Below are 26263 nucleotides of genomic sequence, written 5' to 3'. Positions count from 1 at the left end.
GTAAACGATGGCTGATTTACCGATCAACGACCTAAACGTCGCTTCCAACGAAACCCTGATCACTCCCGATCAGCTCAAGCGTGATATCCCTTTGAGCGACGCTGCCCTGCGCACCGTGACCAAAGGCCGCGAAGTTATTCGCAACATTCTTGATGGCACCGACCACCGCCTGTTCGTGGTGATCGGGCCGTGCTCGATCCACGACATCAAGGCTGCCCACGAATACGCCGAGCGCCTGAAGAACCTGGCCGCCGAAGTGTCCGATACCCTGTATCTGGTGATGCGCGTGTATTTCGAGAAGCCACGGACCACCGTTGGCTGGAAAGGTCTGATCAACGACCCGTACCTGGACGACTCGTTCAAGATCCAAGATGGTTTGCACATCGGTCGCCAGTTGCTGCTGGACCTGGCCGAGATGGGCCTGCCGACCGCCACCGAAGCCCTCGACCCGATCTCCCCGCAATACTTGCAGGACCTGATCAGCTGGTCGGCCATCGGCGCGCGCACCACCGAATCCCAGACTCACCGTGAAATGGCCTCCGGCCTGTCCTCGGCTGTCGGCTTCAAGAACGGCACCGATGGCGGCCTGACCGTGGCGATCAACGCCTTGCAGTCGGTGTCCAGCCCGCACCGTTTCCTGGGCATCAACCAGGAAGGTGGCGTGTCGATCGTCACCACCAAAGGCAACGCCTACGGTCACGTGGTGCTGCGCGGTGGCAACGGCAAACCGAACTATGATTCGGTCAGCGTCGCGCTCTGCGAGCAAGCGCTGAACAAGGCCAAGATCAAGCCGAACATCATGGTCGATTGCAGCCACGCCAACTCCAACAAGGACCCGGCCCTGCAACCGCTGGTGATGGAGAACGTCGCCAACCAGATCCTCGAAGGCAACCAGTCGATCATCGGCCTGATGGTCGAGAGTCACCTGAATTGGGGTTGCCAGGCGATCCCGAAAGACCTCGCCGACCTGCAATACGGCGTGTCGATCACCGATGCCTGCATCGACTGGTCCGCCACCGAAAACACCTTGCGCAGCATGCATGCCAAGCTCAAGGACGTGCTGCCGAAACGCGATCGCAGCTGATTCACCGTCTTCGGAAATAAAAAAATCGGGCACAAAAAAACGCCGGGCTGTTAACCCGGCGTTTTTTTATGCGTTGCGTTTACTGGCTCAGCTTGGCGGCGTGCCGCTGATGACGCTCCATGTAGCGCTCCACGTAGGAGCACGACGGAATCACCGTGTAGCCCATTTCTTCGGCGTACTGCAGCGCCTGCTCGGTCAATGCCGCCGCAATGCCACGGCCGCGCAATGCGTTGGGCACGAACGTGCGATAGATATCCAGGGTCTGTTTCCCCAGATCCATATAGGTCAGGTAGGCACGATGACCGTCCACATTGGTCTCGAACTGATGACCAGCCTGGTCATGGTGGATGGACAACGCCTCGCTCATCACTACTCCTCGCGGGTCTTGGATTCTGACCCCTACCTTACCGATGTTTTTCCGGCGAAGGAACATCTACGCCACCCTGTGCCTGAATGGACACCGAGAAGAGCGACACCGATCTCGCGTAACCTGGCACGTATCAAATAGTAGGCACCATTGGCGAAAATGCTCAAGGTACGCTCGTCATCACGTTGAGGTGGCGGGTGCTGCTCCGGGTTACGCAGGGACGGCTCGACCAAAGATCTTCCCGGGTCGAAGCCTGAACATTGCCGGATATTGAGACTTGAGACGAGCGCCCGTTGTTAAAGTCACCTCAACATGCACAAAGATATGAGAGGCGCTGCGCAAAATCCGAACAAAAGAGTAGACGAAACCATGTAGACAGACTTTAACAAAGACCGGAAATACTGCCGGTGGGATAGGGAACTTTTCGCATGCGGCTCGCTCATCTCGGGCCTTGCAGCTGAGTATTTTTTATACAGTGCAGTTAAAAGTTGCTCGAAAAAGAATCAACGCCTACAATTTTTTTTGCTTCTTGCTTTACGTCAGTTTACTTACGACAAGTAATGGGTAGTATGTACGCCGGCTATTTCCTCACTCTGAGGAGACAGCTACTTAATAGAAAGTCCTTGAAGGGGAACACGATGAACAACGTTCTGAAATTCTCTGCTCTGGCTCTGGCCGCAGTTCTGGCTACCGGTTGCAGCAGCGTATCGAAAGAAACCGAAGCACGTCTGACCGCTACTGAAGACGCAGCTGCTCGCTCCCAGGCTCGTGCAGACGAAGCTTACCGTAAAGCTGATGAAGCTCTGGCTGCTGCTCAAAAAGCACAACAGACTGCTGACGAAGCTAACGAGCGTGCTCTGCGCATGCTGGACAAAGCTAGCCGCAAGTAATAGTCCTTCGGGATTGTTATCAAGCCGATCCATTCATGGGTCGGCTTTTTTTATGACCGGCGTTTAGTACCGGCCATAAAAAAACCCGCCGACGGCCAACGTCGGCGGGTTCTTTTTAGTGCTTACTGCTGCAGGTCGACCGGCACGCTCGACACCATCGGTGCGGAGGTATTCGGTACGGCGATTTCCACCGGCAGGCCATCTTCGGCAGCCACCACGTCACGCACCACATCCCAGTTCATGCGCAGGTTGTTGGTGATGTCTTCACGCTTGAGCATCGCGTTGATCACTGCGGTGTGCTTGTCGACCACCGACGGATTGCCGTTGTCGTCCAGCGGCGTGTGCGCTTCGAGGTAGACCTTGCCGCCACTCACGCCGAACTTGTACGGGTCGTTGATAATCCGCACCGACGTACCGACCGGCACCATGCCCGCCATTTCCAGCACATTGTTGTTGAACATGCGGAAGCAACCGTGGCTGGTGCGCATGCCGATGCCGAATTTCTTGTTCGAGCCGTGAATCAGGTAGCCCGGGGTGCCCAGGTTGAACTTGAACGGCCCCAGCGGGTTGTCCGGGCCGGCCGGCACCACATTCGGCAACGGGTCACCGTCGGCAAGATGCTCGGCCTTGATCGACGCTGGAGGGGTCCAGGTCGGGTTGGGCGTTTTCGCGGTGATAGTGGTGTGGGCGATCGGCGAACCCCAACCCTCACGACCGATGCCCAGCGGGAAGGTGTACACCACGTTCCGGCCTTTCGGGAAATAGTAGAGGCGGTACTCAGCCAGGTTGATGACGATCCCTTCGCGCGGACCCGGCGGCAGGATGAAGCGGGTCGGCAACACGACTTCAGTCCCGGCGCCCGGCAGCCAGGCGTCGACGCCCGGGTTGGCCGCGACCATTTCCGAATAGCCCAGATCGTACGTGGTGCCAAGGTCGGCGAAGGTATCTTCGTACTTGGCCTTGATCACTTGCACCTGACCGATGATGTCTTCACCAGGTGGCGGTAGAGGCAGCTCTAGTGCTGAAACTGGACCGGCTGCACAGAGGGCGGCAAGGGTCAGGCAGCGGGTGACGGCAGGAAAGCGCGGCAACATCCGGAAAATCCTTCGCAGGGTCGACAAGGGTATAAGAACGCGATTGTACACCGACACCCGTAAATTCGGGGAGATCGAGACGCTGCAGGCGATACATGACGTTTTTTTCATGTACAGCCTGTATGGCGAGGGGACTTAAAGCTCGAAACGCAGTTCCGGCCAGATCGGCGAGGTGCCGCGTTTTTGCGACTCCAGGATCGCCCGGCACAACGAACACAAACGCTGATCCTGGAACACCCTGCGGTCCACACTCGACCAACGCGGCTGCGCCGGCAGCAGGCTGCCACACAAGGTCCGGTCCGCCGAGCCGCCGAGCTCCAGCTGACGGGTCACCAGATGCACCCGCACTTCCTGGCAGGCGAACAGATCCAGCTGTTCGTCAGGCTCGATCAGTTGGTAGGCAAAAAGGGACCAGGCAGGACGCGGCATCGGGGGCTCCAAATCGGGGGCGCCACCTTAGCCGAAACACCGCCACTAGAAAAGCGTCAAAGCAGCGGTTTCAGCGTCGGCCAGACATTTTCCAGCAACTTGTCCTGAGCCGCTGCCGCCGGGTGCAGGCCATCGGCTTGCATCAGGTCGGGGTGGCCGCCGATTCCATCGAGTACCAGCGGGATTTTTTCCCGGTGGGTTGGTGTTCGTAGGCCTCGAAATCAGATGGTAGTGGTACGTCTGTCGGATTTAGGAGATAGAAAGCGCCCCGCAACTAATTCCACATTGACATCATGGCCATCCGCCAGTGAGACTCCACAAATACCCACACCAATGATAAGGAAATCCAATAATGAAAAAGCGCTCCTTTCTGGTACCAATGGCAACTCTGGCCGCAGCTGTAGCCACCGAACAGGCTTCTGCCTTAGTCATCCACAAGGTTGTGGAGCCCAGCAAAGACACCACTATCTCATTCCAATCGGCTACTCCGAGCGAGAACCTTTCAGTTCGCGGCGGCAATGATCTCTTTGCGTTTGTCTTGAAACGTGGCGATCAAGGTCAATTCATGGCTTACCACAGCTCCCATAGCTCGCACGCGTCGCATAGCTCACATAGCTCACATCACTCGGGCTCCTGAAATGGAGCGCGCGGCAACGCTCGTCTTTGATGAGCGGCTTTATGACGGACAGGTTCTGCAAAAAGCCGCTTATCGCTCGATGAACTCACTGACAGCCGATATCACATGCGCTGATGGGAAATTTATCTGCGCCTTGTCCTCGAATATTGGCATCGATGAACCTTCGTTTCTGACAGCCATTCAAGAATTCAAGAAGGATGCACTCGATTACCAGCTGCGGCACCGGCTGAACGCTGAGACCCTTCCGATCAGGAATCTGATCCTTGGGCTGGCGTTCTCAAAAACCGGACTGATCAGTGAGTAAATTCCAAGAGCAGGGATTTTATGTACAGCAACGTCCCTACGAGTTGCTTCCATTCAAATTTGATCGACTGAATGACGACGAGTACGTCATCACCAACATGGCGGGCGAGTATCACGTCATACCGACACCGATGCTCGAACCACTGATCAGCAAGACGCTTGCGATCTCGTCCGAACTGATCCCTACACTCAGGTCGAAACAATTCATCCGATTTACCGATGAGCAGGCGCCGCTTCAGCTTTTGGCACTGAAGATTCGCACGCGATTGTCCAGATTGGCCCAATTCACCAACCTGCATATCTTTGTCGTAACCCTTCGCTGCGACCATAGCTGCCCCTATTGCCAGGTATCTCGGCAATCGGAGAGCAAAGGCGAATTCGACATGACGATGGAGATGGCTGAAAAGTCGCTGGACTTCGTTTTCAGGTCCCCCAATCCCGCCATCAAAATAGAATTTCAGGGTGGCGAGCCACTGCTGAACTTCGAGATGGTGAAGTACGTCGTTCTTGAGGCAAAAAAACGCAACCTCAAGGAGGGCCGTGACCTTCAGTTCGTCATTGCAACCACGCTATCGCTACTGACCGACGACGTGCTCGATTTCTGCAAGCAACACAACATTGTGCTTTCGTCTTCTCTCGACGGACCAATGGATCTCCATAATGCGAACCGTCCAAGACCCGGACGAGACAGCCATCAGCGCTTCGAAGAAGGCCTGAAAAAGGCCCGCACAGCCCTTGGCTACGACCAGGTTTCAGCGCTGATGACAACGACGGACAAGAGCTTGCCGCGAGCAAGAGACATCATTGATGAATACTTGCGCCTAGGCTTTGATGGAATCTTTCTCCGTACCCTTTCCCCATACGGCTTTGCAATCAAAACCAAGAAATTCATGTCATATGACACTGAGCGCTGGCTGGAATTTTACAAGGAAGGTCTCGAGTACATCATTGAACTGAACAAGTCCGGCGTACGATTTGTCGAGCAGTATTCCTCGCTCGTACTGACAAAAATGCTGACCTCTGGCGACCCGGGATTTGTTGACTTGATGAACCCTGCTGGCGCTGGCATCGCTGCCATAGTGTTCAATTACGATGGGGCCGTCTATGCCTCGGATGAGAGCCGGATGCTTGCCGAGATGGGCGATCATACGTTCAGGCTGGGCAATGTTCTTGAGCATTCCTATGAGGAGATCATCCTTTCCGACCAGCTTCTGGATGCACTGGAAAACTCCTTCACCTTAAGCGCACCCATGTGCTCTGACTGTGCGTTCGAACCCTATTGTGGTGCAGAGCCCGTTTACCATCACGCCATGCATGGGGATCTGGTCGCGAGAAAACCTGAATCCTCGTTCTGCAAGCGCAACATGGCGATCTTCAAGCACCTCATTGAACTGATGAGCCGCGACGAACATACGAAACGGATTTTTATGGGGTGGGCCAATCGATGCTGAAGCTCAGTGGAAAGGTTATCCGTATCCACGCGGTTAATGTTTATAAAGATCTCACCCTGATCAAGGTTTCCACCAATCGGAATCTGCCTGAAATCCTGCGACGGGAATTGGCTTTTTTGGTTTGCGATCACCAGATCCCCACAGGCTTCGCCCACTATTTACTGACTGAGCAACATCAGGCGCTCGTGGAGGAACTGCCCGTCGGCTCCGACTATTCCATCCTGGCGAATGACTTCAGCTACATTGGCGACAATGACGTTATCCGACTTTCGGCGGATCGTCAGAGCATCCGGGTATTGTTTCGGGCTTCGTCACCGAACAACAGCATCCTGCTCACGGAGCAGTGCAATAACTACTGCCTGATGTGTTCTCAACCACCTAAATCAGCTGATGATTCATGGATACTCGATGAAATCGAGAGCTTGATTCCGTTGATCCCAAAAGAGACCAGAGAGCTGGGGTTTACTGGGGGTGAGCCAACGACCAACAAAGATCGTTTTCTAAAGATCATCAGCCTGACCAAAAGCTATCTGCCTAGAACCGCTATCCACATCCTATCGAACGGTCGAAGCTTCAAAGATCCTACGTTCGCAGAAAAATACGCCGCAATTGAATTGTCCGACGCGATGACCGGAATCCCCGTCTACTCAGACGATCCGACACTGCATGATTACATCGTCCAGGCTCAAGGTGCTTTCGACGAAACCATTCAGGGCATTCTCAACCTCAAGCGTTTGGGCCAGAGGGTTGAGATCAGAGTGGTCATACACAAGCTCTCGGTGCAACGGCTTCCTGAGTTGTGTGAGTTCATTGCCCGCAATCTTCTTTTTGTTGATCAAGTAGCACTGATGGGCCTTGAAATGATGGGCTTCACCCGAGCTAATCTTGACGAGCTATGGATTGACCCCATCGAATACAAGGATACGCTCAGCAAATCGGTTGGCATTCTCGCCAAGTACGGCATGAATGTCTCGGTCTACAACCATCAGCTGTGCCTAGTGAACCCGGATATTCTTCCCTACTACAAAAAATCGATCAGTGATTGGAAGAATGAGTTCGCCCCCGAATGCCAAACCTGCAAAAAGCAGCGCGAGTGCGGGGGCTTTTTCGCATCAGGCGTCAAGTTCGGGTATAGCAAACAACTTTCTCCGTTCTAAGCCCTCCGAGAAAATATTTCAAAGCAGCGGTTTCAGCGTCGGCCAGACATTTTCCAGCAACTTGTCCTGAGCCGCTGCCGCCGGGTGCAGGCCATCGGCTTGCATCAGGTCGGGGTGGCCGCCGATTCCATCGAGGAAAAACGGTACCAGCGGGATTTTTTTCTCCTCGGCCAGCGTGCCATAGACCTTGGCAAAGGCCTCGGTGTAACGGGCACCGTAGTTGGGCGGCAGTTGCATGCCCAGCAACAACACCTTGGCACCGCTGGCCCGGGAGCTGTCGATCATCGCAGCAAGGTTTTGTTGCAATTGCGTTGGCAGCATTCCGCGCAAGCCGTCGTTGCCTCCCAATTCGAGGATCACCAGCTCCGGTTTATGCTCTGCAAGCAGCGCCGGCAGGCGTGCCTGGCCTCCGGCACTGGTGTCGCCGCTGATGGAGGCATTGATCACTTTATCGTCGAAACCTTCGCGCTTGAGCCGTTGCTCAAGCAGCGACACCCACCCCAAGCGGGTATCCAGTCCGAAACCGGCGCTGATACTATCGCCAACGATCAGGACTGTACCCGCCGCTGCGTTCTGGGCCATGCACATCAAGGCCAGGCCAGCACTCAAAAACCAAACACGCATCGGATTCTCCATGGGCGCAAGTATTCTCACCGCGAAGAACCTCAGCAAAGTGGTTCCCAGCGCGGAAGGTGAACTGACTATCCTGCACGAACTCAGCCTGGAACTGAACAAGGGCGACAGTCTGGCCATCGTCGGCGCCTCCGGTTCGGGCAAATCCACCCTCCTCGGTTTGCTGGCCGGCCTCGACCTGCCGAGCAGTGGCGAAGTCACCCTCGCCGGGCAAGCCCTGAGCAATCTCGACGAAGATCAACGGGCGCGCATCCGCGCCGAGCATGTGGGTTTTGTCTTCCAGTCCTTCCAACTGCTCGACAGCCTCAACGCCCTGGAAAACGTCATGCTGCCGCTGGAACTCGACGGCCGCAAAGACGCCCGGGAGCGCGCCACCGAATTACTGCAACGGGTGGGCCTGGGCCAACGCCTGACCCATTCGCCACGCCAACTCTCCGGCGGCGAACAGCAGCGCGTGGCGATTGCCCGGGCGTTTGCCGCCGAGCCCGACGTGCTGTTCGCCGATGAACCCACGGGCAACCTCGACAGCCACACCGGCGAGCGCATCAGCGACCTGCTGTTCGAATTGAACAAGGAGCGCGGCACGACCCTGGTGCTGGTGACCCACGACGAACGCCTGGCACATCGCTGCCGGCGCCTGATCCGCCTTGAAGCCGGCCTGCTGGTCGCCCCTCTGGAGCCTTGATGGCACGCTTGCCGCTGTTGCGCCTGTTCAGCCTCGCCATCCGCCAACTGCTGCGCGACGCCCGCGCCGGTGAGCTGCGGGTGCTGTTCTTCGCCCTGCTGGTGGCTGTGGCGGCGAGTACCGCCATCGGTTATTTCGGCGCCCGCCTCAACGGCGCCATGATGTTGCGCGCTACTGAGTTTCTTGGCGCCGACCTGTTGCTCGAAGGCAGTTCGCCGGCGCGGCCCGAACAGATCAGAAGCGGCACCGAGCTGGGCCTGGAACATGCCCAGGTGGTGGAATTTTCCAGCGTCATCGCCACGGATAACGGCATTCAACTGTCGAGCATCAAAGCCGCCGACGACGTTTATCCCTTGCGCGGCGAACTGAAAAGCGCCCCGGCGCCCTTCGCTGCGGAAGAATCCGGCGGCGGGCCGAAATCCGGCGAAGCCTGGGTCGAAGCGCGCCTGCTGACCGCGCTGGACCTGAAGATCGGCGACAGCATCGACGTTGGCATGAAAACCTTGAAGCTGTCGCGGGTGCTGACCTATGAGCCGGACCGCGCCGGTAATTTCTACAGCCTGACCCCGCGGGTGCTGATCAATCTCAGCGACCTCACGGCGACCGGTGTGGTGCAGCCCGGCAGCCGCGTCAGTTACCGCGAACTCTGGCGGGGCAAGGCTGAAGCGCTGGAAACCTATCGCCAGTTGATCAAGCCAGGTTTGGCCGCCAACCAGCGCATCCAGGATGCGCGGGATGGCAACCGACAGATCGGTGGCGCCCTGGGCAAAGCCGAGCGCTACTTGAACATGGCCAGTCTGGTCGCGGTTTTGCTCTCTGGCGTGGCGGTGGCGCTGTCGGCGACACGCTTTGCCACGCGCCGCTTCGATGCCAGTGCCCTGCTGCGCTGCCTGGGTCTGTCCCGGCGGGAAACCATGGTGCTGTTCAGTTTGCAGCTGACGGTGCTCGGCCTGCTCGCCAGCCTCAGCGGCGCCCTGCTCGGCTGGCTGGCGCAGCTTGGGCTATTTGCGTTGCTGCATGACTTGTTGCCCACCGACGTCCCACCGGGTGGCTTGCTGCCAGCCGTTGCCGGAATCGGCACCGGTCTGGTGGCACTGGCCGGTTTCGCCCTGCCACCGCTGGCCGCTCTCGGGCGGGTACCGCCATTGCGTGTATTGCGTCGGGACATGCTGCCGATCCCGTCCAGCACCTGGATGGTCTATGGCGCCGCGCTGGGCGCGCTCGGGTTGATCATGTGGCGCTTGAGTCTGGACCTGGTCCTGACCTTTGCTCTGCTCGGTGGTGGCGTGATTGCCGCCGTGGTGCTTGGCGGTTTGCTGCTGTTGTTGCTCAAAAGCCTGCGCCGGATGTTGGCTCGTGCCTCGTTGCCGTGGCGTCTGGGCCTGGGTCAACTACTACGTCACCCATTGGCGGCGGCGGGCCAATCCCTGGCCTTCGGTTTGATTCTGCTGTCCATGGCATTGATCGCATTGCTGCGGGGCGAGTTGCTCGACACCTGGCAGAACCAGCTGCCGAAAAACGCGCCGAATTATTTCGCCCTGAACATTCTGCCAGCGGACAAGCAGGCGTTCACCGATCGCCTGATCGAACTGTCGGCGCAATCGGCCCCGCTGTATCCGGTGGTGCCAGGTCGTTTGATCAGTATCAATGGCGAAGCGGTGCAAGACATCGTCAGCAAGGATTCTGCCGGCGACCGGGCGATCCAGCGTGACTTGAGCCTGACCTGGGCGGCGGACCTGCCGGCGGGTAACAAGCTCACCTCGGGCAACTGGTGGAGCGAACAAAGCCCGGATGAGATTCCCGGCGTGTCGGTCGAAGGCAAGGTTGCCGAGAGTCTGAAGCTCAAGCTGGGCGATCACTTGGTGTTCACCGTCGGCGGGGTCAATCGCGAAGCGAAAGTCACCAGCCTGCGGGAGATCAACTGGGACAACTTCCAGCCGAACTTCTTCATGATCTTCCAGCCCGGCACTTTGAAGGATCTGCCGGCGACCTACCTCACCAGCTTCTATCTGGCGGCCGGCCACGATCAGCAGATTGTCGATCTGTCCCGGGCATTCCCGGCGGTGACCATTCTGCAAGTCGAAGCCTTGCTGGAGCAACTGCGCAGCATCCTCGCCCAGGTCACCCTGGCGGTAGAGTACGTGTTGCTGTTCGTGTTGGCGGCGGGGATGGCGGTGCTGTTCTCGGGTCTGCAGGCCACCCTGGATGAACGCATTCGCCAAGGCGCGTTGTTGCGCGCCTTGGGAGCTGAGCGGCAATTGCTGGTCAAGGCCCGGCGCATCGAGTTCGGCTTGCTCGGCGCGGTCAGCGGTTTGCTGGCGGCACTGGGTTCGGAGTTGGTCAGCCTGGTGCTTTACCGCTACGCCTTCGACCTGCCCTGGCATCCGCATCCGTGGCTGCTGGTGCTGCCGCTGATTGGTGCGGTGCTGATCGGTGGTGCCGGTGTGTTCGGCACGCGTCGCGCGTTGAACGCCAGCCCCCTGACAGTCTTGCGCGAGGGTTGATAGACTCAAGCACTCTCTACCACAAGAAGTCACCATGAGCCGTTATCGCCCTCCCCGCACTGCTGGTACCGCGCTGATCACCCCCGAAGGTGAAGCGCGGATGCGTGCCGAGTTTCACGAACTCTGGCACGTGCGCCGACCGCAGGTGACGCAATCGGTCAGCGAAGCGGCGGCCCAGGGTGATCGTTCGGAAAACGCCGAGTACACCTACGGCAAGAAGATGCTGCGCGAGATCGACAGCCGCGTGCGTTTTCTCACCAAACGCCTGGAAGCCCTGAAAGTCGTCAGCGAAAAACCCAGCGATCCGAACAAGGTGTACTTCGGCGCCTGGGTCACGATTGAAGACGAGGACGGCAAAGAGTCGCGCTATCGCATTGTCGGCCCGGATGAACTGGACCTGAAACTGGGACTGATCAGCATTGATTCGCCGCTGGCGCGGGCATTGATTGGAAAGGCGCTGGATGCCGAAGTTCGCGTTCAAACCCCCACCGGCGAACAACTAGTTTATATCGTAGACATCCGCTACCCCTAAACCTTCACTACCAATAATAAAAGCACAATCTATTCATCCAGCAACATTCCGCGAAAGTTATAACCAGCACAAGCTTTGACAACGTCAAAGTCTTGCGCGAGATTAATAGCGCGCCACAACAAGCGCGCAACTTTAATCACATCTATTCACGGATGAATAAAACATGACCAATAACATTCAAGGTCTGGACTGTTGGATGGATAACGTCCCCGACTTGTATAAACTGCGTATTGATGAACTTATTCTGCCAGGGACCCACGACTCCGGCGCAGACAAAAAAGCATCGACCCTCAACTTCCCTCAGGAAATTACACAGGATGTTCCGGCCTCCGAGCAAATCAAGGCGGGCTTCAGGGTCCTGGATCTGCGCGTGAGGTTCCTGCCCGGCAAGGCGGCCAACGATCCCAAGCGCTTCCAGCTGTACCACTGGCATGACCTGAACCGCTTTGTCAGCACAGACATTCTCGACATATTGAACAACTTCTACGACGGTTCTTCGTCCAGAGCAAAAGAACTGATCATCCTGAACTTCCATCAGTTCGACAACTTCACTGAAGCTGCCCATGATGAACTGCGCTTGTTGATTAACGAAAAAATCGGCAAGCGCCTCATTCCATCGAGTTTCAGGTATTCGACCATTGACGACATCTGGAAAACCATTCCCGGTCGAACTGTGGTCATCTCTTACAACAAATACACCAACAACTCTGATTACTGGGATGGCGTCCAGCAACAATGGAGTGGCGAGAACTATATCTCTACCGACAAACTTAAAAAGTTTATGGACGAGGTCTCCCTCGAACCGAAAAGAGCGTATTCACTGCGCTCGATTCAGTGCGCTAAATACACCGGCATCTTTGTCCCGGACGATTTCAGCGACAAAATTGATAAGTGGTTCCACTCAGAGGATGGCAACAGCTACATCCAGCGCTTCCACATCATCAATACCGACTGGTCAACCCGCAGTCGCATTGTGCAAAACTGCCTCCACGCCAACCAGTTCCGGGCAGCAGCCAAGCACTGACGCGGTCTCAGCGCCGCGTAATCAGCCCTTGTCGAGCAACACGAGTCAATTGCCTGATCACCTCGGGCGCGTCTTCGAGGTTCGGCGATTGAATCACCGCCAGGTCAAAACTGTCGTTGGCAAATCGCGCCAGGGACTCGCCGTCTTCGACAAACTGGATCAGGAACGCGGCGGGACCGCCGGTGCGACGTGGCCAGCCATCGAGATAACGCAGGAGCGTCGGCTGATGTTTGCCGCCAAGCAGGATTTTTGGATTGCGCTGGGTGAGGTGTGCCGTGATCGGCGCGGGGCGTACAACGGGGCTTAGTGCGTTCATTGGGTCGTGTCTCTGCCTCAAAAGTCTGCATGGCAGGTGAGAGGCAACACCGAACCAGCGCTTTAGCGGTATTTCGAAGCCTGTTCCAGGCTTCTATCGGCAACTGAATGAGTCACCTGGCGCCCCGCAAGTAGCTGTTTAAATCGGCGCATGGGCAGCATCCTAGAGAACCTGACCGGACAGTGTCAAGAATGACGCGCAACAAAAAAGGCCCGCACAATGCGGGCCTTTTCGTTGAGCCAGAGCGGTCAGCCGGCGATGGCGCGGTCTGCCGAAAGCTTGCCGGCACCTTCGATCAGCACGGCAATGCTGCCACCCAGCAAGGCCAGGGCGAACTCGTAACCGTTGTTAGCCATGAACAGACCGTTAGGCAAGTGCACGGTGAAGATCGCCACCAGCGAGAGGAAGGCTAGCCCCAGAGCGGCCGGACGAACCAGCAAGCCGATGATCAACGCCAGGCCAGCGAAGAACTCGGTGCCACCGGCCAGGATCGCCATCAGGTGACCCGGCGCCAGGCCAAGGCTTTCCATGTACTGCGCGGTGCCGGCGATGCCGTAACCACCAAACATGCCGAAGAGTTTCTGTGAGCCGTGGGCCGCGAAAATGATGCCGACCACGATCCGCAGAACAGTCAGGCCGTAGCCAGCGCGGGTAAACAGGACCTTGTTGATCAGTGAGCTCATGCTGTGTCATCCATTGAGTGTGTGTGTTGGTTGGCCGCTATATTAATCAGTAAATCAAATGTTAAAAGCGCAAATATTTCGCCATAACAATCAGTTTAGTCGATCATTTCCGTGAGGCCACTTTTTGCCCCGGGGGCTCCAACGACTCCCGCTCCCGATCGAACGCCAAGTAATACTTGTTCACGCTATTAACATAGCTGACCGCGCCCATTCCCACCTGCTCCATGGCGATACGCTCGACCTGGAAGAACCACTGGTTCGGATTCAGGCCCCGGCGCCGGGCCTCGGCGCGCATGCCCTGGACCCGCTCCGGCCCCATGTTGTAGGCCGCCAGCACGAACGCCATGCGCTCGCGCTCATTGAGTTTGGGGCTGGAGAAGAATTTGCGGCGGATCATCGCCAGGTACTTGGCCCCGGCCTGCACATTGGCGTCGAGGTTCTGAATATTGTTGACCCCGACCCGCTGGGCTGCGGACGGCGTGATCTGCATCAAACCAGTCGGGCCACTGCCACTGCGGGCCCCGGGTTGCAGCGCCGACTCCTTGAACGCCAGCGCCGCCAGGTTCAGCCAGTCCATGCCTTGGGCGTCCGCGTGTTTCTGCAACACCGGGCGGAGTTTTTCCAGACGCTGTCGGTCGGCCTTGGCCAGTGGATAGTGCACTTGATACAGGCGTCGGTAGATGCGCAGGAACGCCACGTCCTCATCCGACGGCTTTTTGTAGGTGGTGAGGAAGCGATCGATGCTCGCCCGCAGCATCGAGGCATCGCGGCGCACGAACCAATATTCCTCGCCGGGCTCGCTGATCAGCACTTGTCGATCGATTCGCAACTTGGGCAGGATCTTGCCCCAGCGCTCGGCAATCGGTTGCTCGACGATGGTCAGGTGGAAGATGCCACCCTGGACCATCTCCAACACATCTTCGACCGCCAGGCTCGGGTCGACCCACTCGACCTTCACCGGCGCCAGTTTGTGCAGGGCGAGTTTTTGATTGATCTGGCTGACCGCATCCCCGGCGGCACTGCCCGTGGGCAGCGCCAGGGTTTTGCCGGAGAGTTGTTCGAGTTTGGTGTAGCGGCGTTCGCCCTTGATGCCGACCAGAATCAGCGGCACGTTGCTGGCAATCGGTTCACTGGTACTGATGGCGTGCCCCGATTGCGGATCGAGGAGTTCCCCCGGCGCCACCAGATCGCCCTCGCCGCGCTGCAAGGCGCCGAGCAGTTGATCCTTGGCCTTGGGGATGATCTTGAGGGTGATTTCCTGGCCGTCGCGCGCATGGCCGTTGAGGTATTGCTCGAAGGCTCGCAGGCGATGGTATTCGACACCGATGGCCTGGCCCTGGACTTCGCCGGAGCTGTTGCGGCTCTGGTTGACCAGGACTTTCAGCACACGGCTGCTGCGGATGTCCGCCAGGTCGCGCACTTTGGTCGACGGCACGGCTTGCAGCGGTCCGGCCAGACGCGCGACCGCCGGCATCGGCAGCAGCAACGAACAACACAGCAGTAGCAAAACCGAGGGACGTGTCATCCACTCTCCGGAAAGAATACGGGTCGATTTCACGAAAATTCATGACATCGAACGTCGGAAACAGAGCGCCTTGAGCGCTGGCAAAGTGCGAAAGACTGGCACAGTGATGGCATTTTCACCAACCCGACCTGTCTCGCGGCATCAAGAGACAGCTTTAACTCGTTGTAGTTCTTGGCTTTTCTTATAAATCTACAGCTCTGATATGCTTTCCGGCCTTTGGTCCGAGGTAGCACCATGCAACTCATCGATATCGGCGTCAACCTGACCAACCCCAGTTTCGACGATAAACACCAGGCTGTACTCGACCGCGCCTATGCCGCCGGGGTCTGCCAATTGGTGCTCACCGGCACCAGTGTCGAGGGCAGCGAACAGGCCCTGGAGCTGTGCCGGCGACTGGATGAAAGCGCGCAACGGCTGTTCGCCACTGCCGGCATTCACCCCCACTCCGCCAGCGACTGGAACGCTGACAGCGAGCGTAGCCTGCGCAGTTTGCTCCAGGAGCCGAACATGGTGGCCGTGGGCGAATGCGGGCTGGATTTCAATCGCGACTTCTCGCCGCGCCCACAACAGGAAAAAGTCCTCGAGCACCATCTGGCCATGGCGGTCGAACTGCAATTGCCGGTGTTCCTGCATGAGCGCGACGCCAGTCAGCGTCTGCTGGAAATCCTCCGTGACTACCGCGATCAATTGCCGGCCGCCGTGGTGCATTGCTTCACCGGGGAAAAGAAAGCGCTGTTCAGTTACCTCGACCTGGATTTGCACATCGGCATCACCGGCTGGATCTGCGACGAGCGTCGGGGCACGCATTTGCATCCTTTAGTGAAAGAAATCAAACGCGGCCGCTTGATGCTGGAAAGCGATGCGCCTTATCTGCTGCCGCGCAGCCTGCGGCCGAAACCGAAGAACGGGCGCAATGAGCCGGCGTACCTGACCGAGGTCTTGCGCGAAGTGGCGTTGCATCGGGGCGAGAGCGAGGAAGACTTGGCAGCGCATACCACGGCGTGTGCGCGAGCATTCTTTGGGCTGCCTTCAATCGATTGAAACCGTGCCGACGCTATCGCGGGCAAGCCTTGCTCCTACGGATTGATGGCGTCCTTGCGCCAAACCCACACTCAAACTTGACCCATATCAAAACCGCCTGACCTGCATAGCGGCACAATGCTGGCACCTTGCCAATGCTGTTTCCGCTATCAGAGAAGACCTTCCTATGGGTGCCTGGCTTAGCAACATCTCGCTGAAATACAAATTCTGGGCGGTCAACGCGGTCGCCTTCGTCACCACCCTGCTGTTGGTGTTGTACGCCGTGCAGCTCGAACAACAGGCCCGCAGCCACGCGTCCCAGGCGTCGGCCCAGGCCCAGGCGCGCTTGCTCAGCGCCTGGCCCGCCGGGCAACCGCTGCCCAAGGCTGACAACGTGCTGACTTTCAGTCACGGCCAGGCGCCACGGTTGAACGAACAACCGATATTGGAGCTGACAGACACCAACAACGGTTGGGTCGAGATCAACGCCATGCCGCTGTTCGGCGACAACCCGTTGATGGGCGCCGAGGTGTTCAGTCGCGCCGACGGCCAGCAAGTCGCGGTGATCGCTTACGGCCCGAGCCTGAGCCAAGTGTTCAGCGAACGTTTCCTCAACTATGCGATGGCGGTGGCGATCCTGATGCTGGCGATGCTCGGCGCGTCGCAATTGCTGATCCGCTTCCTGCTCAGCCAACTCAACACCTTGAAAGACGTGATGCTGCACGTTGAGAAAACCGGCGACCTGTCGGCCCGCGTGCCTTTGGCGTGCAAAGATGAAGTCGGGCAGATGGCCAATGCCTTCAACGCGATGCAGGCCGGTTATCAGCGGGTGGTCAACACCGTCGCCAACACCGCGCGGCAACTGGACGTCGGCGCGGCACGTTTGGCGGCGAGCATGAATGAGGTGCGTCACGGCATGCTCGGCCAGCAAAGCGAAACCGATCAGGCGGCCACGGCGATCAATGAAATGACCGCCACGGTTTATCACATCGCCCAGCACGCCGGCGCCACCCGCGACCTGTCGCAAAGCGCCGACACCCTGGCTGGCAGTGGCCAGGAAGTGGTCAGTCGGGTGCAGAAGTCGATTGCCGGATTATCCAGCGGCGTGCAGCAGACCGCCGAGATGATCCAGCGCCTGGCCGAGGACAGTCAGAAGATCAACGGCGTGGTCGGTGTGATTCACAGCATCGCCGAGCAAACCAACCTGCTGGCGCTCAATGCCGCCATCGAAGCGGCGCGAGCCGGGGAAATGGGTCGCGGCTTTGCGGTGGTCGCCGACGAGGTGCGCAACCTGGCCAAGCGTGTGCAGGCCTCGACCGATGAAATCACCCTGATGGTGTCGGCCTTGCAGGCCGGGACCCGGGACGCGGTGGACTTCATGCAGGAAAGCTCGTTCAAGGCTGACGATTGCGTGCAGCAGGCTCAGGAAGCCGGCGCGGCGTTAGCGCAAATCACCAGCGCCGTGGCGCAGATGCGGGAAAGCAATACGCAGATCGCCGTCGCCGCCGAACAGCAGAGTCATGTGGCGGAGGAAATGAATCGGTCGGTGGTGAGCATTCGCGACGTGACCGAAAACACCGTGCAGCAGACCGTGGATTCGGCGAACACCAGTAATGAATTGGCGACGTTGGCAGGGGAGTTGAGCAAGGCGATCGGGCAGTTGAAACTCTGAGGGCCTCTTCGCGGGCAAGCCCGGTCAACATCAATCTTGACCATTGCCCCTATCGTTCCGATAGCCAACCTCGATTCGCCGCCCGCCCCCGCCACGCCTATTCTTCAACCATTGTGTTCAACATGGATTGAGGAGTTTCATCATGGGCAAACGTCACCCCAACCTTCCGGCCTGGCAATGGAAGTCCTACCCGAACAATCACCAGCACCCGACCAATCTGGCCTTGCACCTGATTGCCGTGCCGCTGTTCATCATCGGCTTCCTGCTGATTGTCTCCGGGGTGTTCAGCCTGAGCCTGGTGAACATCGTGATTGGCGTCATCGGCGTGATTGCCGGCCTGGGTTTGCAGCGCCACGGTCACAGCCTAGAGGCACAAGCCTCCGAGCCGTTCAGTGATCGCAAGGATGCCATGTCGCGCTTGCTGGTCGAGCAGTTCCTGACCTTTCCGCGGTTCTTCCTCAGCGGCGGCTGGTGGCGCGCCTGGCGCAAGCGCCACCGGCGCTGAGTCAGGCGAATATCGTCACGGTCTGCCGGCTCATGGCGATCAACTGACCGTCGGCGCTCCACAGCTTCGCCGCTGCATGACCGTAGCCGTCCGCGGCGTGTTCGATCTCTACCAGGTACTTGCACCAGTCGAGAGTGCTAAGCGCCAGCAACGGCTGGACGAATTCGATGGTCCAGGTCAGCGTACTGCCCATCGCCGGTTTGTTCAGGTGCGGCAACAGGGCCGGTGGCCAAGCGTCGACCAACGCCAGGATATGCGCCTCGCTCAGCGCCTCTTCCTTCACCTCCCCACGCAAGCGCACCCAACCACCCATATCTCGGGATTTATTGCCGGTGAACGGCAGCCCGCCAACGCTCCAACGCATCGCCAGGTGCTTCATGAATTCCGGGGTCACGCCTTTGATGTAAGGCAGTTCCTGGCAGTCGTCCCAGTGTTTGAACTCGGGCGCCGGTAGCGCCGCAACGGCTACTTCGGAAGGTCGCGAGGCACCGAAACTGCCCTGGATCAACGTCACCACCTGGCCTTTCTGCATCGCCCGGCCCAGCACCTGGCTGACGGCCTTGCCTTCGCGCAACACATCCACTTCAAAACTCACCGGCACACCGGGTTCGACCGGGCCGACAAAGGTGATCGCCAACGAGCGCACCGGACGATCCGCCGGGACTTTCGCGCGCATGGCTTCGTACTGCAACGCGGCGACCAGGCCACCGAAACTGGCGCGGCCCTGACCCCATTCGGCGGGAATGGACAGATCCTGCGGCTGGCTGCGGACAGCGTCGAGCAGATCGGAAAAGCGCATGGAAACCTCAAAGATGCAGGAAAAGGATGAAGGGATGTTAACCAGCCTGCGCGGGCGATACAGCGCTTATTCCGGCCAAATTGACTGACAGATAGGACGCGCTGCTCCCGGAGCTGCCGAAGGCTGCGATCTTTTGATCTTGATCGTTCACTCTGCGTGGGAATGCCGCCATGGACGCTCTGCGTCCGCTTCAAAAGTGACGCGGAGCGTCACGGGATGCATTCCCACGCGGAGCGTGGGAACGATCAATCACAGGGAATCACTGCTGAATTCAGGATTTGAAGCAGGCGGCGCTGAGTTTGTCGAGCACCCGGTCGGCACGACCTTCAGCCTTGGCCATGGTGGTTTTCCAGACCGCGACACAGGGCAGCAAATCCGCTTCCTGTTCGGCCCGCAGCAGCCACTGCCAGCAATCGTGCCAATCGCCCAATGCGGCCTGGGCCGATTTGAGTCGCGGCATCGCTGATTTGGGCAAACGGTCCAGTTCGGGATAAGCCTCGATGCCATAGCGCACGCGCTTGATCAACAATCGCAGCAGATGACGATCATGGGCCGGATCGTGCAGGGTCTGATCCAGTTTCTTCCATTGCTTGGCCAGGCGTTTTTCGATGCGCTGACGCAGGCCCTTGAGCAACCCCTGACGCTGGGAGGCCCGCAGGAAGCGTGGAAACGCGTCGAGGATCATCAGCAATTGAATGACTTCCGGGCTGGTCGCCACGGTCGGATAGGCCACGTCCATTTGCGCCATGCGTCGCTGCGCCGCCTCGGGTTGGCCGTGCTGGAGCAAGTACGCCGCCAACACTTCGCGATCACGCAGCGGAGTGGTCAATTCACCGACCCCGGACGCCGCCACTTCCAGTTGCTCGACTCCAGGCAACCCCCGCAACGGCCGCAACAGACTGCGCAAACGGCGAACCGTGGTGCGCAAATCGTGCAGCGCTTCCGGATCGGTGCGGGCACTCAAGCGTGCCTGACAGGCCAGCAATCGAACTTCAATGCTCAATACCTGAGCCACTAACCGGTCAACCAAGGCAGACATCACTTGCTCCTTGAATCAAATAGGGATGATCCCACTCGACGCCATCGTGCCCGCATCGAAACGCGCAGTCCTTGCGCTACATCATGCGCTTACCGACCGGCGCGGGACTCGCGAATATAGAATCGCGCTTTCTCGGCCTTGCTGGTGCAGCCTTCGTAGGCTTCGAATTGCTGCTGGGTCTTGGCGCCGGTCAACAGCGACAGGGCTTTGGAGTAGCTGACGGTGCCGGCAAAACCTTCGGCCTTGGCCAGGTCGAGCTCATGCCAGGCCGCATCGATCTGGGTGCCGCAGCTATCACGGTACGCAGTTTTCCCGGCACAACCGGCCAACGCCAGGGCAATCAAAGGCACACAGATCCAGGCTTTCATCGATAACACCTCAAAGATAGGTAAACAGTCGTGCAGGTAAGACGGTGCGGCGCGCAAAAAGTGCCTTGCCCCGCCTGCACAAACTATAGCGCTCGCGAGCATACCCATCTGTCGCCATGCAGTGTCGAAAAAACGACGCCCCTGCCTCGGCAAACGACCTTAGCGATTGAAGCGTCACCCTCGATGGGTGCATTGTTGAACCTTGTCAGACGAGGGCGATTCATGAAAAAGCGTGTCGCACTGGTGCTGGGCTCGGGTGGAGCCCGGGGTTATGCCCATATCGGTGTCATTGAAGAGATCGAACGGCGTGGCTACGACATCGCCTGCATCGCCGGTTGCTCCATGGGCGCGGTGGTCGGCGGGATTTATGCCGCCGGCAAACTCGATGAATATCGCAACTGGATCGAAAGCCTGGATTACCTCGATGTGTTGCGTCTGGTGGATGTCAGTTTTCGTTTGGGCGCGATTCGCGGCGAGAAAGTCTTCGGCCAGATCCGCAAGATTGTCGGCGAGATCAACATCGAAGACCTGCGCATTCCCTACACGGCGGTGGCCACCGACCTGACCAACCAGCAGGAAATCTGGTTCCAGGCCGGCTGTCTGCACCAGGCTATTCGCGCCTCGGCGGCGATTCCCAGTTTGTTCACGCCAGTGATGCAGGGCAATCGCATGTTGGTCGATGGCGGTCTGTTGAACCCGTTGCCGATCGTGCCGGTGGTGTCGAGCCATTGCGATTTGATCATCGCGGTCAACCTCAACTCGACCAACCAGCGGCATTACCAATTGCCGGTGATCCAGCGTCCGGCGGCGTTCAAGTCGCGGTTCAACAGCCTGATCAACTCGCTGGGCTCGAAGATGCCGTTCCGCCGCAAACAAGCCGAACAGTTATTGTTGCTGGAACAGGAAGCGCTGAAGGCCGAAGCGGCGGAGATCAACCCGTGGATCGAATCCGCCGAACCTGAAGCCCAGCAACCGGCCGCCGCCCCACTGGGCGAGGGCGCGCCGAAGTCGGCCACCGGTTCGTTCATCATTGATAACGTCGGGCCGGCGTCTTTACTGGACTTGATCAACCAGAGTTTCGAGGTGATGCAGACCTCGCTGGCGCAGTACAAGATTGCCGGGTATCCGCCGGATGTCCTGATCAACGTGCCGAAGCGCGTGTGCCGGTTTTTCGAGTTCTACAAGGCGCCGGAGTTGATCGCGCTGGGACGCGAGATTGCGCGGGATACGATGGATCGGTATGAGAATGAGCAGAATTGAGCATTTGAACGTTACCTGATCGTTCCCACGCTCCGCGTGGGAATGCATCCTGTGACGCTCCGCGTCACGACCTCAAGAGCGGACGCGGAGCGTCCATGGCGGCATTCCCACGCAGAGCGTGGGAACGATCAGCGCGTGGGGACGATCAGAGCCCACCCTCATTCAACAACCGATACCCCACCCCCGCTTCGGTCACGATAAACCGCGGCTGGGTCGGATCGTCCGCCAGTTTCTGGCGCAAATGCCCGACCACAATCCGCAAATAATGACTGTCCTCGGTATGGGTCGGCCCCCAGATGTCCTTGAGCAATTGCTGCTGGGTTATCACCCGCCCCGGATGCCGCGCCAGTTGCGCCAGCACTGCGTATTCCTTGCGGGTCAGCGCGACTTCGGCGCCATCAAGCAACACTCGGCGATAGGCCAGGTCCACGGTCAACGGGCCGAACGTGAGCGCTGCTTGCTGGGCTTCACCGGCCGGCGCCTGGCGCAATAACGCACGCACCCGAGCGAGGAACTCCTGAATACCGAACGGCTTGGTCACGTAATCGTTGGCGCCGCCATCCAGCGCTTCGACCTTCTGCCCTTCACTGGCGCGCACCGACAGCACCAGCACCGGCACCGTCGACCATTCACGAAACTCGCGCAGCACTTGCTGGCCGTCCATGTCCGGCAGGCCGAGGTCGAGCACCAGCAGATCCGGTTTATTCAGTGCCGCTTGCGCCAGGCCTTCAGTGCCGGTGCCGGCCTCCAGCACTTTGTAGCCTTGGGAAGCGAGGCTGATGCGCAGGAACTTGCGGATCTGCGGTTCGTCGTCGATGACCAAAATGGTCGCGGTCTGGCTCATGAATTCACATCAACACAAAGAAGTGGCAAGAGAGTAGCGCAAGCGCGATCAGGCTTCACTTTCAAAACCCGGCTGTTCCTGCAGTGGCAAATGCAGCGTGATGCAGGTACCGCGACCCTCGATGCCATCGCCGACGCTGATCCGCCCGCCATGGGCGCCGACCATGCCCTGACAAATCGCCAGCCCCAGCCCGGTGCCCTGCCCGCCGCGATCACCGCGGGCGGCGGTGTAGAACATGTCGAAAATCTTCGCCCGCTCGTCCTCCGGAATCCCCGGCCCTTCATCGCTCACCGAGAAAAACAGCTCGCTGTCATCGGCACCGGCGCGCACTTGCAATCGTCCGTGAGCCGGGGAAAACCGCGCGGCGTTTTCGATCACGTTGACCAGCGCCTGTTCGATCAACGCCGCATGCACGTACAGCAACGGCAGCTCGGCCGGCACTTCGGTGCTGACCTGCAACGGCGCCAGTACCGCGCGCAGCCGATTGAGCGAACTGCCGACGATATCGGCCGGCGACACCCAGTCTCGCGCCAGTTTCAAGGCGCCGTGGCCGAGGCGGGTCATGTCCAGCAGGTTTTGAATGTAGCGGTCGAGGCGTTCGGCTTCATCGCGGGTGCCTTCGAGCAGCTCGCGGCGATCCTCCAACGGGATTGCTTCGCCGAGGGCCAGCAGGCTGTCGATGCTGCCGCGCATGGAGGTCAGCGGCGTGCGCAAATCGTGGGACACCGAGGCCAGCAAGGCACTGCGCAATTGCTCGGTTTCGCCGTGCAGCCGCGCTGCTTCGAGGTCTTCGGCCAGTTGCGCACGGGCCAGGGCCTGGGCCAGCGGTTGGCTCAGGGCGGTCAACAAGCGCCGGCGCTGGCCGCTCAAGGTCTGGCCTTCTTTGGCGCAGACACCGAGCAAGCCCAGCGGCCCGTCCTCGACCGACAACGGCCACCACCACCAACGCCCGAACGGCAAAGTGCCGGTGCCGGCGCCCGCTGGTTGATCGTGTTGCCAGGCCCAGTCGGCGGCGGCGCGTTCGGCTTCGGAGAATTCCAGCGGGCCACCGGTCTCGACTTTCCAGCCGCCCTGGCCATCCTGGTTGAGCAGGCACAGTTGCAGATCGCTCCAGCCGTTCAAGTGCTGGGCGGCGGCGCTGACCACGGCTTGGCGGTCGGTGGCGGCGGTGAGTTTGCGCGACAGGTCGAGCAGTTCGGTGGTTTCTTCCTGGGTGTCGCGCAACGCCTGCAATTGCCGGCGTTGCCGCGCAGCGAGGTTACCGGTGAGCGCCGCCATCAGCAGGAAGAACAACAAGGTCAGCACGTCTTCTTCGCGCTGGATGCTGAAGGAGAAATTCGGCGGGATGAACAGAAAGTCATAGGTCAGGAACGACAGCGCTGCACAGGCCAGCGCCGGGCCGAGGCTGCTGCGCACCGCCACCAGCAACACGGCGGCGAGGAACACCAGGGAGATATTCGGCAGCGGCAAAACACTCGCCACTGCCCAGGCCAACGCACTGGCCAAAACCGTTGCCACCAGCGCCAACGCGTAGTCGAACCAAACCAGTGAATGAGCTGAACGCTGACGGGGCTGATGCACTTCATGGTCGCTGTCGAGGACGTTGATTTCCAGGCCACGGGCATCGCGCAACAAACGAGACGCGAGACCGCCGCCGAACAAGCGCCGACGCAAACGCTGGCGGGACTGCCCGACCAAAACCAGACTGGCGCGACGTTCGGCGGCGTGCTGGATCAGGGTTTTCGCCACCTCGCCGGCGCGCAGCAACACCACTTCGCCACCGAGGCGTTCGGCCAGTTGCTGGGCGCTTTGCAGGCGCAGGCGAGATTGCTCGTCGCGCACGCTGCCGTTGTCCACATGCACCAGGCTCCACGGCAGATGCCGGCGCTGGGCGACGCGGCTGGCGTGACGCACCAGGCGCTCGGCCTGGGCATCGCCATCAATGCCCACCAACAAGCGACCGCGGACCGCCGGGGCGGATTGACCGAGTTGACGATAACCCTGGGCCAGGTCATCGTCGACCTGGGCCGCAGCGGTTTGCATGGCCATTTCCCGCAGGGCGGTGAGGTTGGTCTGGGTGAAAAACGCATCGATCGCCGCCCGCGCCTGCTCCGGCACGTAGACCTTGCCGTCGCGCAGGCGCTCCAGCAATTCACGCGGTGGCAAGTCGATCAGCAGCAGTTCGTAGGCTTCTTGCAGGACCCAGTCCGGCAACGTTTCGCGGACCTGGACGCCGGTGATGCCGCGCACCTGATCGTTGAGACTTTCCAGGTGCTGGACGTTGACCGTGGTGTACACGTCGATGCCGGCGGCGAGCAGTTCCTGGATGTCTTGCCAGCGCTTGGCGTGACGACTGCCCGGGGCGTTGCTGTGGGCCAGTTCATCGACCAGCACCAGTTTCGGCTTGGCGGCGAGCAGGCCGTCGAGGTCCATTTCTTCGAGCATCACGCCACGGTATTCCGAGCGCACCAGCGGCTGTTGCGGCAGGCCGCCGAGCAGGGCTTCGGTTTCGGCGCGGCCGTGGGTTTCGACCACCCCGGCGATGATTTTCACGCCTTGGCGCAGTTGGGTGTGGGCCGCTTGCAGCATGGCGTAGGTCTTGCCGACACCGGGCGCGGCACCGAGGAACACCTTGAGCCGGCCACGGCCGTCCCGGGGCAGGTCTGCTAACAGCGCATCGGCGCGGCCGGAGTCACTCATGCTTGAAGTTCTCTTGATCGTTCCCACGCTCCGCGTGGGAATGCAGCCCGGGACGCTCTGCGTCCCAACAGCGGACGCAGAGCGTCCATTTGATGCATTCCCACGCAGCGCGTGGGAACCATCTCTTACAATTTTTCCAGCGCCACATTCAACTCAAACACATTCACCACCGGCGGCCCCACCAACGGCTGCTCGATATGCGCATTCATCAGTTGTTCAACCGTTGCCACTGGCAGGTTACGTGCCTGCGCAACACGCGCCAGTTGATAGGCAATCGCCGCCGGAGGCAAGTGGGGATCGAGGCCGCTGCCGGAGGTGGTCAGCATCGCCAACGGCACCGGACCTTGCCCCGGCACTTGCAGTTTATTGGCATCGTCGATCACCCGCGTGGCCAGCGCCGGGTTGCTCGGCGACAGGTTGCTGGCACTGCTCGATACCGTGGCAAACGCACCGGCCGAGGGCCGTGGGTGGAACCAGGCGTCGCCGACGAAATCCTGGGCAATCAGCGACGAACCCCGGACTTTGCCGTCGGCGTCGCGCACCAGGCTGCCGTTGGCCTGGTCCGGGAACGCGACTTGCGCGACGCCGGTGACGACCAGGGGATAGGCGACACCGGTGATCAGCGTCATCAGGACCAGCAGGCTCAGGGCCGGACGTATCATTGTGGACATTTCAAAATCCTCGAATTCAGGGAACAAATAGCGCGTTCAGTCAGGTAAGCCGTGGTGCAATCTTCGCGAGC

At 59.4% G+C, this 26263-nt stretch carries 27 protein-coding genes and 1 pseudogene; 14 read left to right on the top strand and 14 right to left on the bottom strand.

The window, feature by feature from the left end:
• Nucleotides 1-7 precede the first annotated feature (7 nt).
• Nucleotides 8-1084, top strand: a complete 1077-nt coding sequence (locus HKK53_RS29925; protein ID WP_169373735.1) for a 3-deoxy-7-phosphoheptulonate synthase — start codon at nt 8-10, stop codon at nt 1082-1084.
• A 79-nt stretch (nt 1085-1163) separates the two neighbouring features.
• On the opposite strand, the gene HKK53_RS29920 is transcribed toward HKK53_RS29925, so the two are convergent.
• Complete coding sequence (locus tag HKK53_RS29920; RefSeq protein ID WP_020800382.1) at nt 1164-1451, bottom strand: GNAT family N-acetyltransferase; 288 nt, start codon at nt 1449-1451, stop codon at nt 1164-1166.
• 638 nt (nt 1452-2089) lie between these two features.
• Between HKK53_RS29920 and oprI the strand changes: the two genes are divergently transcribed.
• Nucleotides 2090-2341, top strand: a complete 252-nt coding sequence (gene oprI, locus HKK53_RS29915; protein WP_002553018.1) for an outer membrane lipoprotei OprI — start codon at nt 2090-2092, stop codon at nt 2339-2341.
• Between the two features lie 122 nt (nt 2342-2463).
• Here oprI and HKK53_RS29910 read toward each other — a convergent pair whose 3' ends face one another.
• The 3 genes and pseudogenes from HKK53_RS29910 to HKK53_RS29900 all read right to left on the bottom strand — a co-directional run.
• The gene (locus HKK53_RS29910; protein WP_169373734.1) at nt 2464-3435 is read right to left on the bottom strand and encodes a L,D-transpeptidase family protein; all 972 of its coding nucleotides are present in this window, start codon (nt 3433-3435) and stop codon (nt 2464-2466) included.
• Nucleotides 3436-3570: 135 nt separating this feature from the next.
• Complete coding sequence (locus HKK53_RS29905) at nt 3571-3864, bottom strand: hypothetical protein (protein WP_003226812.1); 294 nt, start codon at nt 3862-3864, stop codon at nt 3571-3573.
• A 56-nt stretch (nt 3865-3920) separates the two neighbouring features.
• Nucleotides 3921-4049, bottom strand: a pseudogene (locus HKK53_RS29900) (arylesterase); the annotation flags it as partial.
• 167 nt (nt 4050-4216) lie between these two features.
• On the opposite strand from HKK53_RS29900, the gene hxsA2 reads away from it, so the two are divergent.
• The 4 genes from hxsA2 to hxsC are packed head-to-tail and all read left to right on the top strand — an operon-like array spanning nt 4217 to nt 7412.
• Nucleotides 4217-4501: a His-Xaa-Ser repeat protein HxsA2 gene (gene hxsA2, locus HKK53_RS33125; protein ID WP_442962274.1), complete on the top strand. Its 285-nt coding sequence runs from the start codon at nt 4217-4219 to the stop codon at nt 4499-4501.
• A 1-nt stretch (nt 4502) separates the two neighbouring features.
• Nucleotides 4503-4805, top strand: a complete 303-nt coding sequence (locus HKK53_RS29895; RefSeq protein WP_169373733.1) for a His-Xaa-Ser system protein HsxD — start codon at nt 4503-4505, stop codon at nt 4803-4805.
• Entirely contained in the window at nt 4798-6255 is a 1458-nt protein-coding gene (hxsB, locus tag HKK53_RS29890) for a His-Xaa-Ser system radical SAM maturase HxsB (protein WP_169373732.1), read from the top strand. The genes HKK53_RS29895 and hxsB overlap by 8 nt, the downstream gene beginning before the upstream one ends.
• On the top strand, nt 6249-7412 hold the full coding sequence (gene hxsC, locus HKK53_RS29885) for a His-Xaa-Ser system radical SAM maturase HxsC (protein WP_169373731.1): 1164 nt from the start codon (nt 6249-6251) through the stop codon (nt 7410-7412). Before hxsB ends, hxsC begins: the two co-directional genes overlap by 7 nt.
• Nucleotides 7413-7430: 18 nt before the next feature.
• On the opposite strand, the gene HKK53_RS29880 is transcribed toward hxsC, so the two are convergent.
• The gene (locus tag HKK53_RS29880) at nt 7431-8036 is read right to left on the bottom strand and encodes an arylesterase (protein ID WP_169373730.1); all 606 of its coding nucleotides are present in this window, start codon (nt 8034-8036) and stop codon (nt 7431-7433) included.
• Nucleotides 8037-8046: 10 nt separating this feature from the next.
• On the opposite strand from HKK53_RS29880, the gene HKK53_RS29875 reads away from it, so the two are divergent.
• From HKK53_RS29875 to HKK53_RS29860, 4 genes are all read left to right on the top strand, one after another.
• The gene (locus HKK53_RS29875; RefSeq protein ID WP_123510220.1) at nt 8047-8730 is read left to right on the top strand and encodes an ABC transporter ATP-binding protein; all 684 of its coding nucleotides are present in this window, start codon (nt 8047-8049) and stop codon (nt 8728-8730) included.
• Nucleotides 8730-11234, top strand: a complete 2505-nt coding sequence (locus HKK53_RS29870) for an ABC transporter permease (RefSeq protein WP_169373729.1) — start codon at nt 8730-8732, stop codon at nt 11232-11234. Before HKK53_RS29875 ends, HKK53_RS29870 begins: the two co-directional genes overlap by 1 nt.
• Nucleotides 11235-11268: 34 nt before the next feature.
• Nucleotides 11269-11766: a transcription elongation factor GreB gene (greB, locus tag HKK53_RS29865; protein ID WP_169373728.1), complete on the top strand. Its 498-nt coding sequence runs from the start codon at nt 11269-11271 to the stop codon at nt 11764-11766.
• 163 nt (nt 11767-11929) lie between these two features.
• A complete protein-coding gene (locus HKK53_RS29860; protein WP_169373727.1) occupies nt 11930-12790 on the top strand; it encodes a hypothetical protein in 861 nt (286 codons plus the stop codon).
• Between the two features lie 7 nt (nt 12791-12797).
• Here HKK53_RS29860 and HKK53_RS29855 read toward each other — a convergent pair whose 3' ends face one another.
• From HKK53_RS29855 to HKK53_RS29845, 3 genes are all read right to left on the bottom strand, one after another.
• Nucleotides 12798-13106 (bottom strand): class I SAM-dependent methyltransferase, encoded by a 309-nt coding sequence (locus HKK53_RS29855; RefSeq protein WP_133838273.1) that lies wholly within the window; start codon nt 13104-13106, stop codon nt 12798-12800.
• A gap of 248 nt (nt 13107-13354) precedes the next feature.
• Entirely contained in the window at nt 13355-13789 is a 435-nt protein-coding gene (locus HKK53_RS29850; RefSeq protein WP_169373726.1) for a DoxX family protein, read from the bottom strand.
• A gap of 103 nt (nt 13790-13892) precedes the next feature.
• Nucleotides 13893-15314 (bottom strand): transglycosylase SLT domain-containing protein, encoded by a 1422-nt coding sequence (locus HKK53_RS29845; RefSeq protein WP_169373725.1) that lies wholly within the window; start codon nt 15312-15314, stop codon nt 13893-13895.
• A gap of 234 nt (nt 15315-15548) precedes the next feature.
• On the opposite strand from HKK53_RS29845, the gene HKK53_RS29840 reads away from it, so the two are divergent.
• From HKK53_RS29840 to HKK53_RS29830, 3 genes are all read left to right on the top strand, one after another.
• Nucleotides 15549-16355 carry a TatD family hydrolase gene (locus HKK53_RS29840; protein ID WP_169373724.1) on the top strand — a complete coding sequence of 269 codons (807 nt, stop codon included), beginning with the start codon at nt 15549-15551 and terminating at the stop codon, nt 16353-16355.
• 166 nt (nt 16356-16521) lie between these two features.
• On the top strand, nt 16522-18006 hold the full coding sequence (locus HKK53_RS29835) for a methyl-accepting chemotaxis protein (protein WP_169373723.1): 1485 nt from the start codon (nt 16522-16524) through the stop codon (nt 18004-18006).
• 142 nt (nt 18007-18148) lie between these two features.
• Nucleotides 18149-18511 carry an Mpo1-like protein gene (locus tag HKK53_RS29830; RefSeq protein ID WP_169373722.1) on the top strand — a complete coding sequence of 121 codons (363 nt, stop codon included), beginning with the start codon at nt 18149-18151 and terminating at the stop codon, nt 18509-18511.
• 1 nt (nt 18512) lies between these two features.
• On the opposite strand, the gene HKK53_RS29825 is transcribed toward HKK53_RS29830, so the two are convergent.
• From HKK53_RS29825 to HKK53_RS29815, 3 genes are all read right to left on the bottom strand, one after another.
• Entirely contained in the window at nt 18513-19310 is a 798-nt protein-coding gene (locus HKK53_RS29825; protein WP_169373721.1) for an acyl-CoA thioesterase, read from the bottom strand.
• A gap of 271 nt (nt 19311-19581) precedes the next feature.
• Nucleotides 19582-20349 carry a CHAD domain-containing protein gene (locus HKK53_RS29820; RefSeq protein WP_169373720.1) on the bottom strand — a complete coding sequence of 256 codons (768 nt, stop codon included), beginning with the start codon at nt 20347-20349 and terminating at the stop codon, nt 19582-19584.
• Between the two features lie 89 nt (nt 20350-20438).
• Nucleotides 20439-20717, bottom strand: coding sequence for a hypothetical protein (locus HKK53_RS29815; protein WP_054051974.1), 279 nt, complete (start codon nt 20715-20717; stop codon nt 20439-20441).
• A 222-nt stretch (nt 20718-20939) separates the two neighbouring features.
• Here HKK53_RS29815 and HKK53_RS29810 point away from each other — a divergent pair, with 222 nt between their 5' ends.
• Complete coding sequence (locus tag HKK53_RS29810) at nt 20940-21977, top strand: patatin-like phospholipase family protein (RefSeq protein ID WP_169373719.1); 1038 nt, start codon at nt 20940-20942, stop codon at nt 21975-21977.
• A gap of 145 nt (nt 21978-22122) precedes the next feature.
• Here HKK53_RS29810 and HKK53_RS29805 read toward each other — a convergent pair whose 3' ends face one another.
• From HKK53_RS29805 to kdpC, 3 genes are all read right to left on the bottom strand, one after another.
• The gene (locus HKK53_RS29805) at nt 22123-22821 is read right to left on the bottom strand and encodes a response regulator (RefSeq protein WP_169373718.1); all 699 of its coding nucleotides are present in this window, start codon (nt 22819-22821) and stop codon (nt 22123-22125) included.
• 48 nt (nt 22822-22869) lie between these two features.
• Nucleotides 22870-25521, bottom strand: coding sequence for a sensor histidine kinase (locus tag HKK53_RS29800; RefSeq protein ID WP_169373717.1), 2652 nt, complete (start codon nt 25519-25521; stop codon nt 22870-22872).
• 125 nt (nt 25522-25646) lie between these two features.
• The gene (gene kdpC / locus HKK53_RS29795; protein WP_169373716.1) at nt 25647-26192 is read right to left on the bottom strand and encodes a potassium-transporting ATPase subunit KdpC; all 546 of its coding nucleotides are present in this window, start codon (nt 26190-26192) and stop codon (nt 25647-25649) included.
• Nucleotides 26193-26263: the final 71 nt, after the last annotated feature.

It is taken from the genome of Pseudomonas sp. ADAK7 (assembly GCF_012935675.1).
Taxonomy (GTDB): domain Bacteria; phylum Pseudomonadota; class Gammaproteobacteria; order Pseudomonadales; family Pseudomonadaceae; genus Aquipseudomonas.
This window is presented reverse-complemented; position numbering and strand designations above follow the sequence as displayed.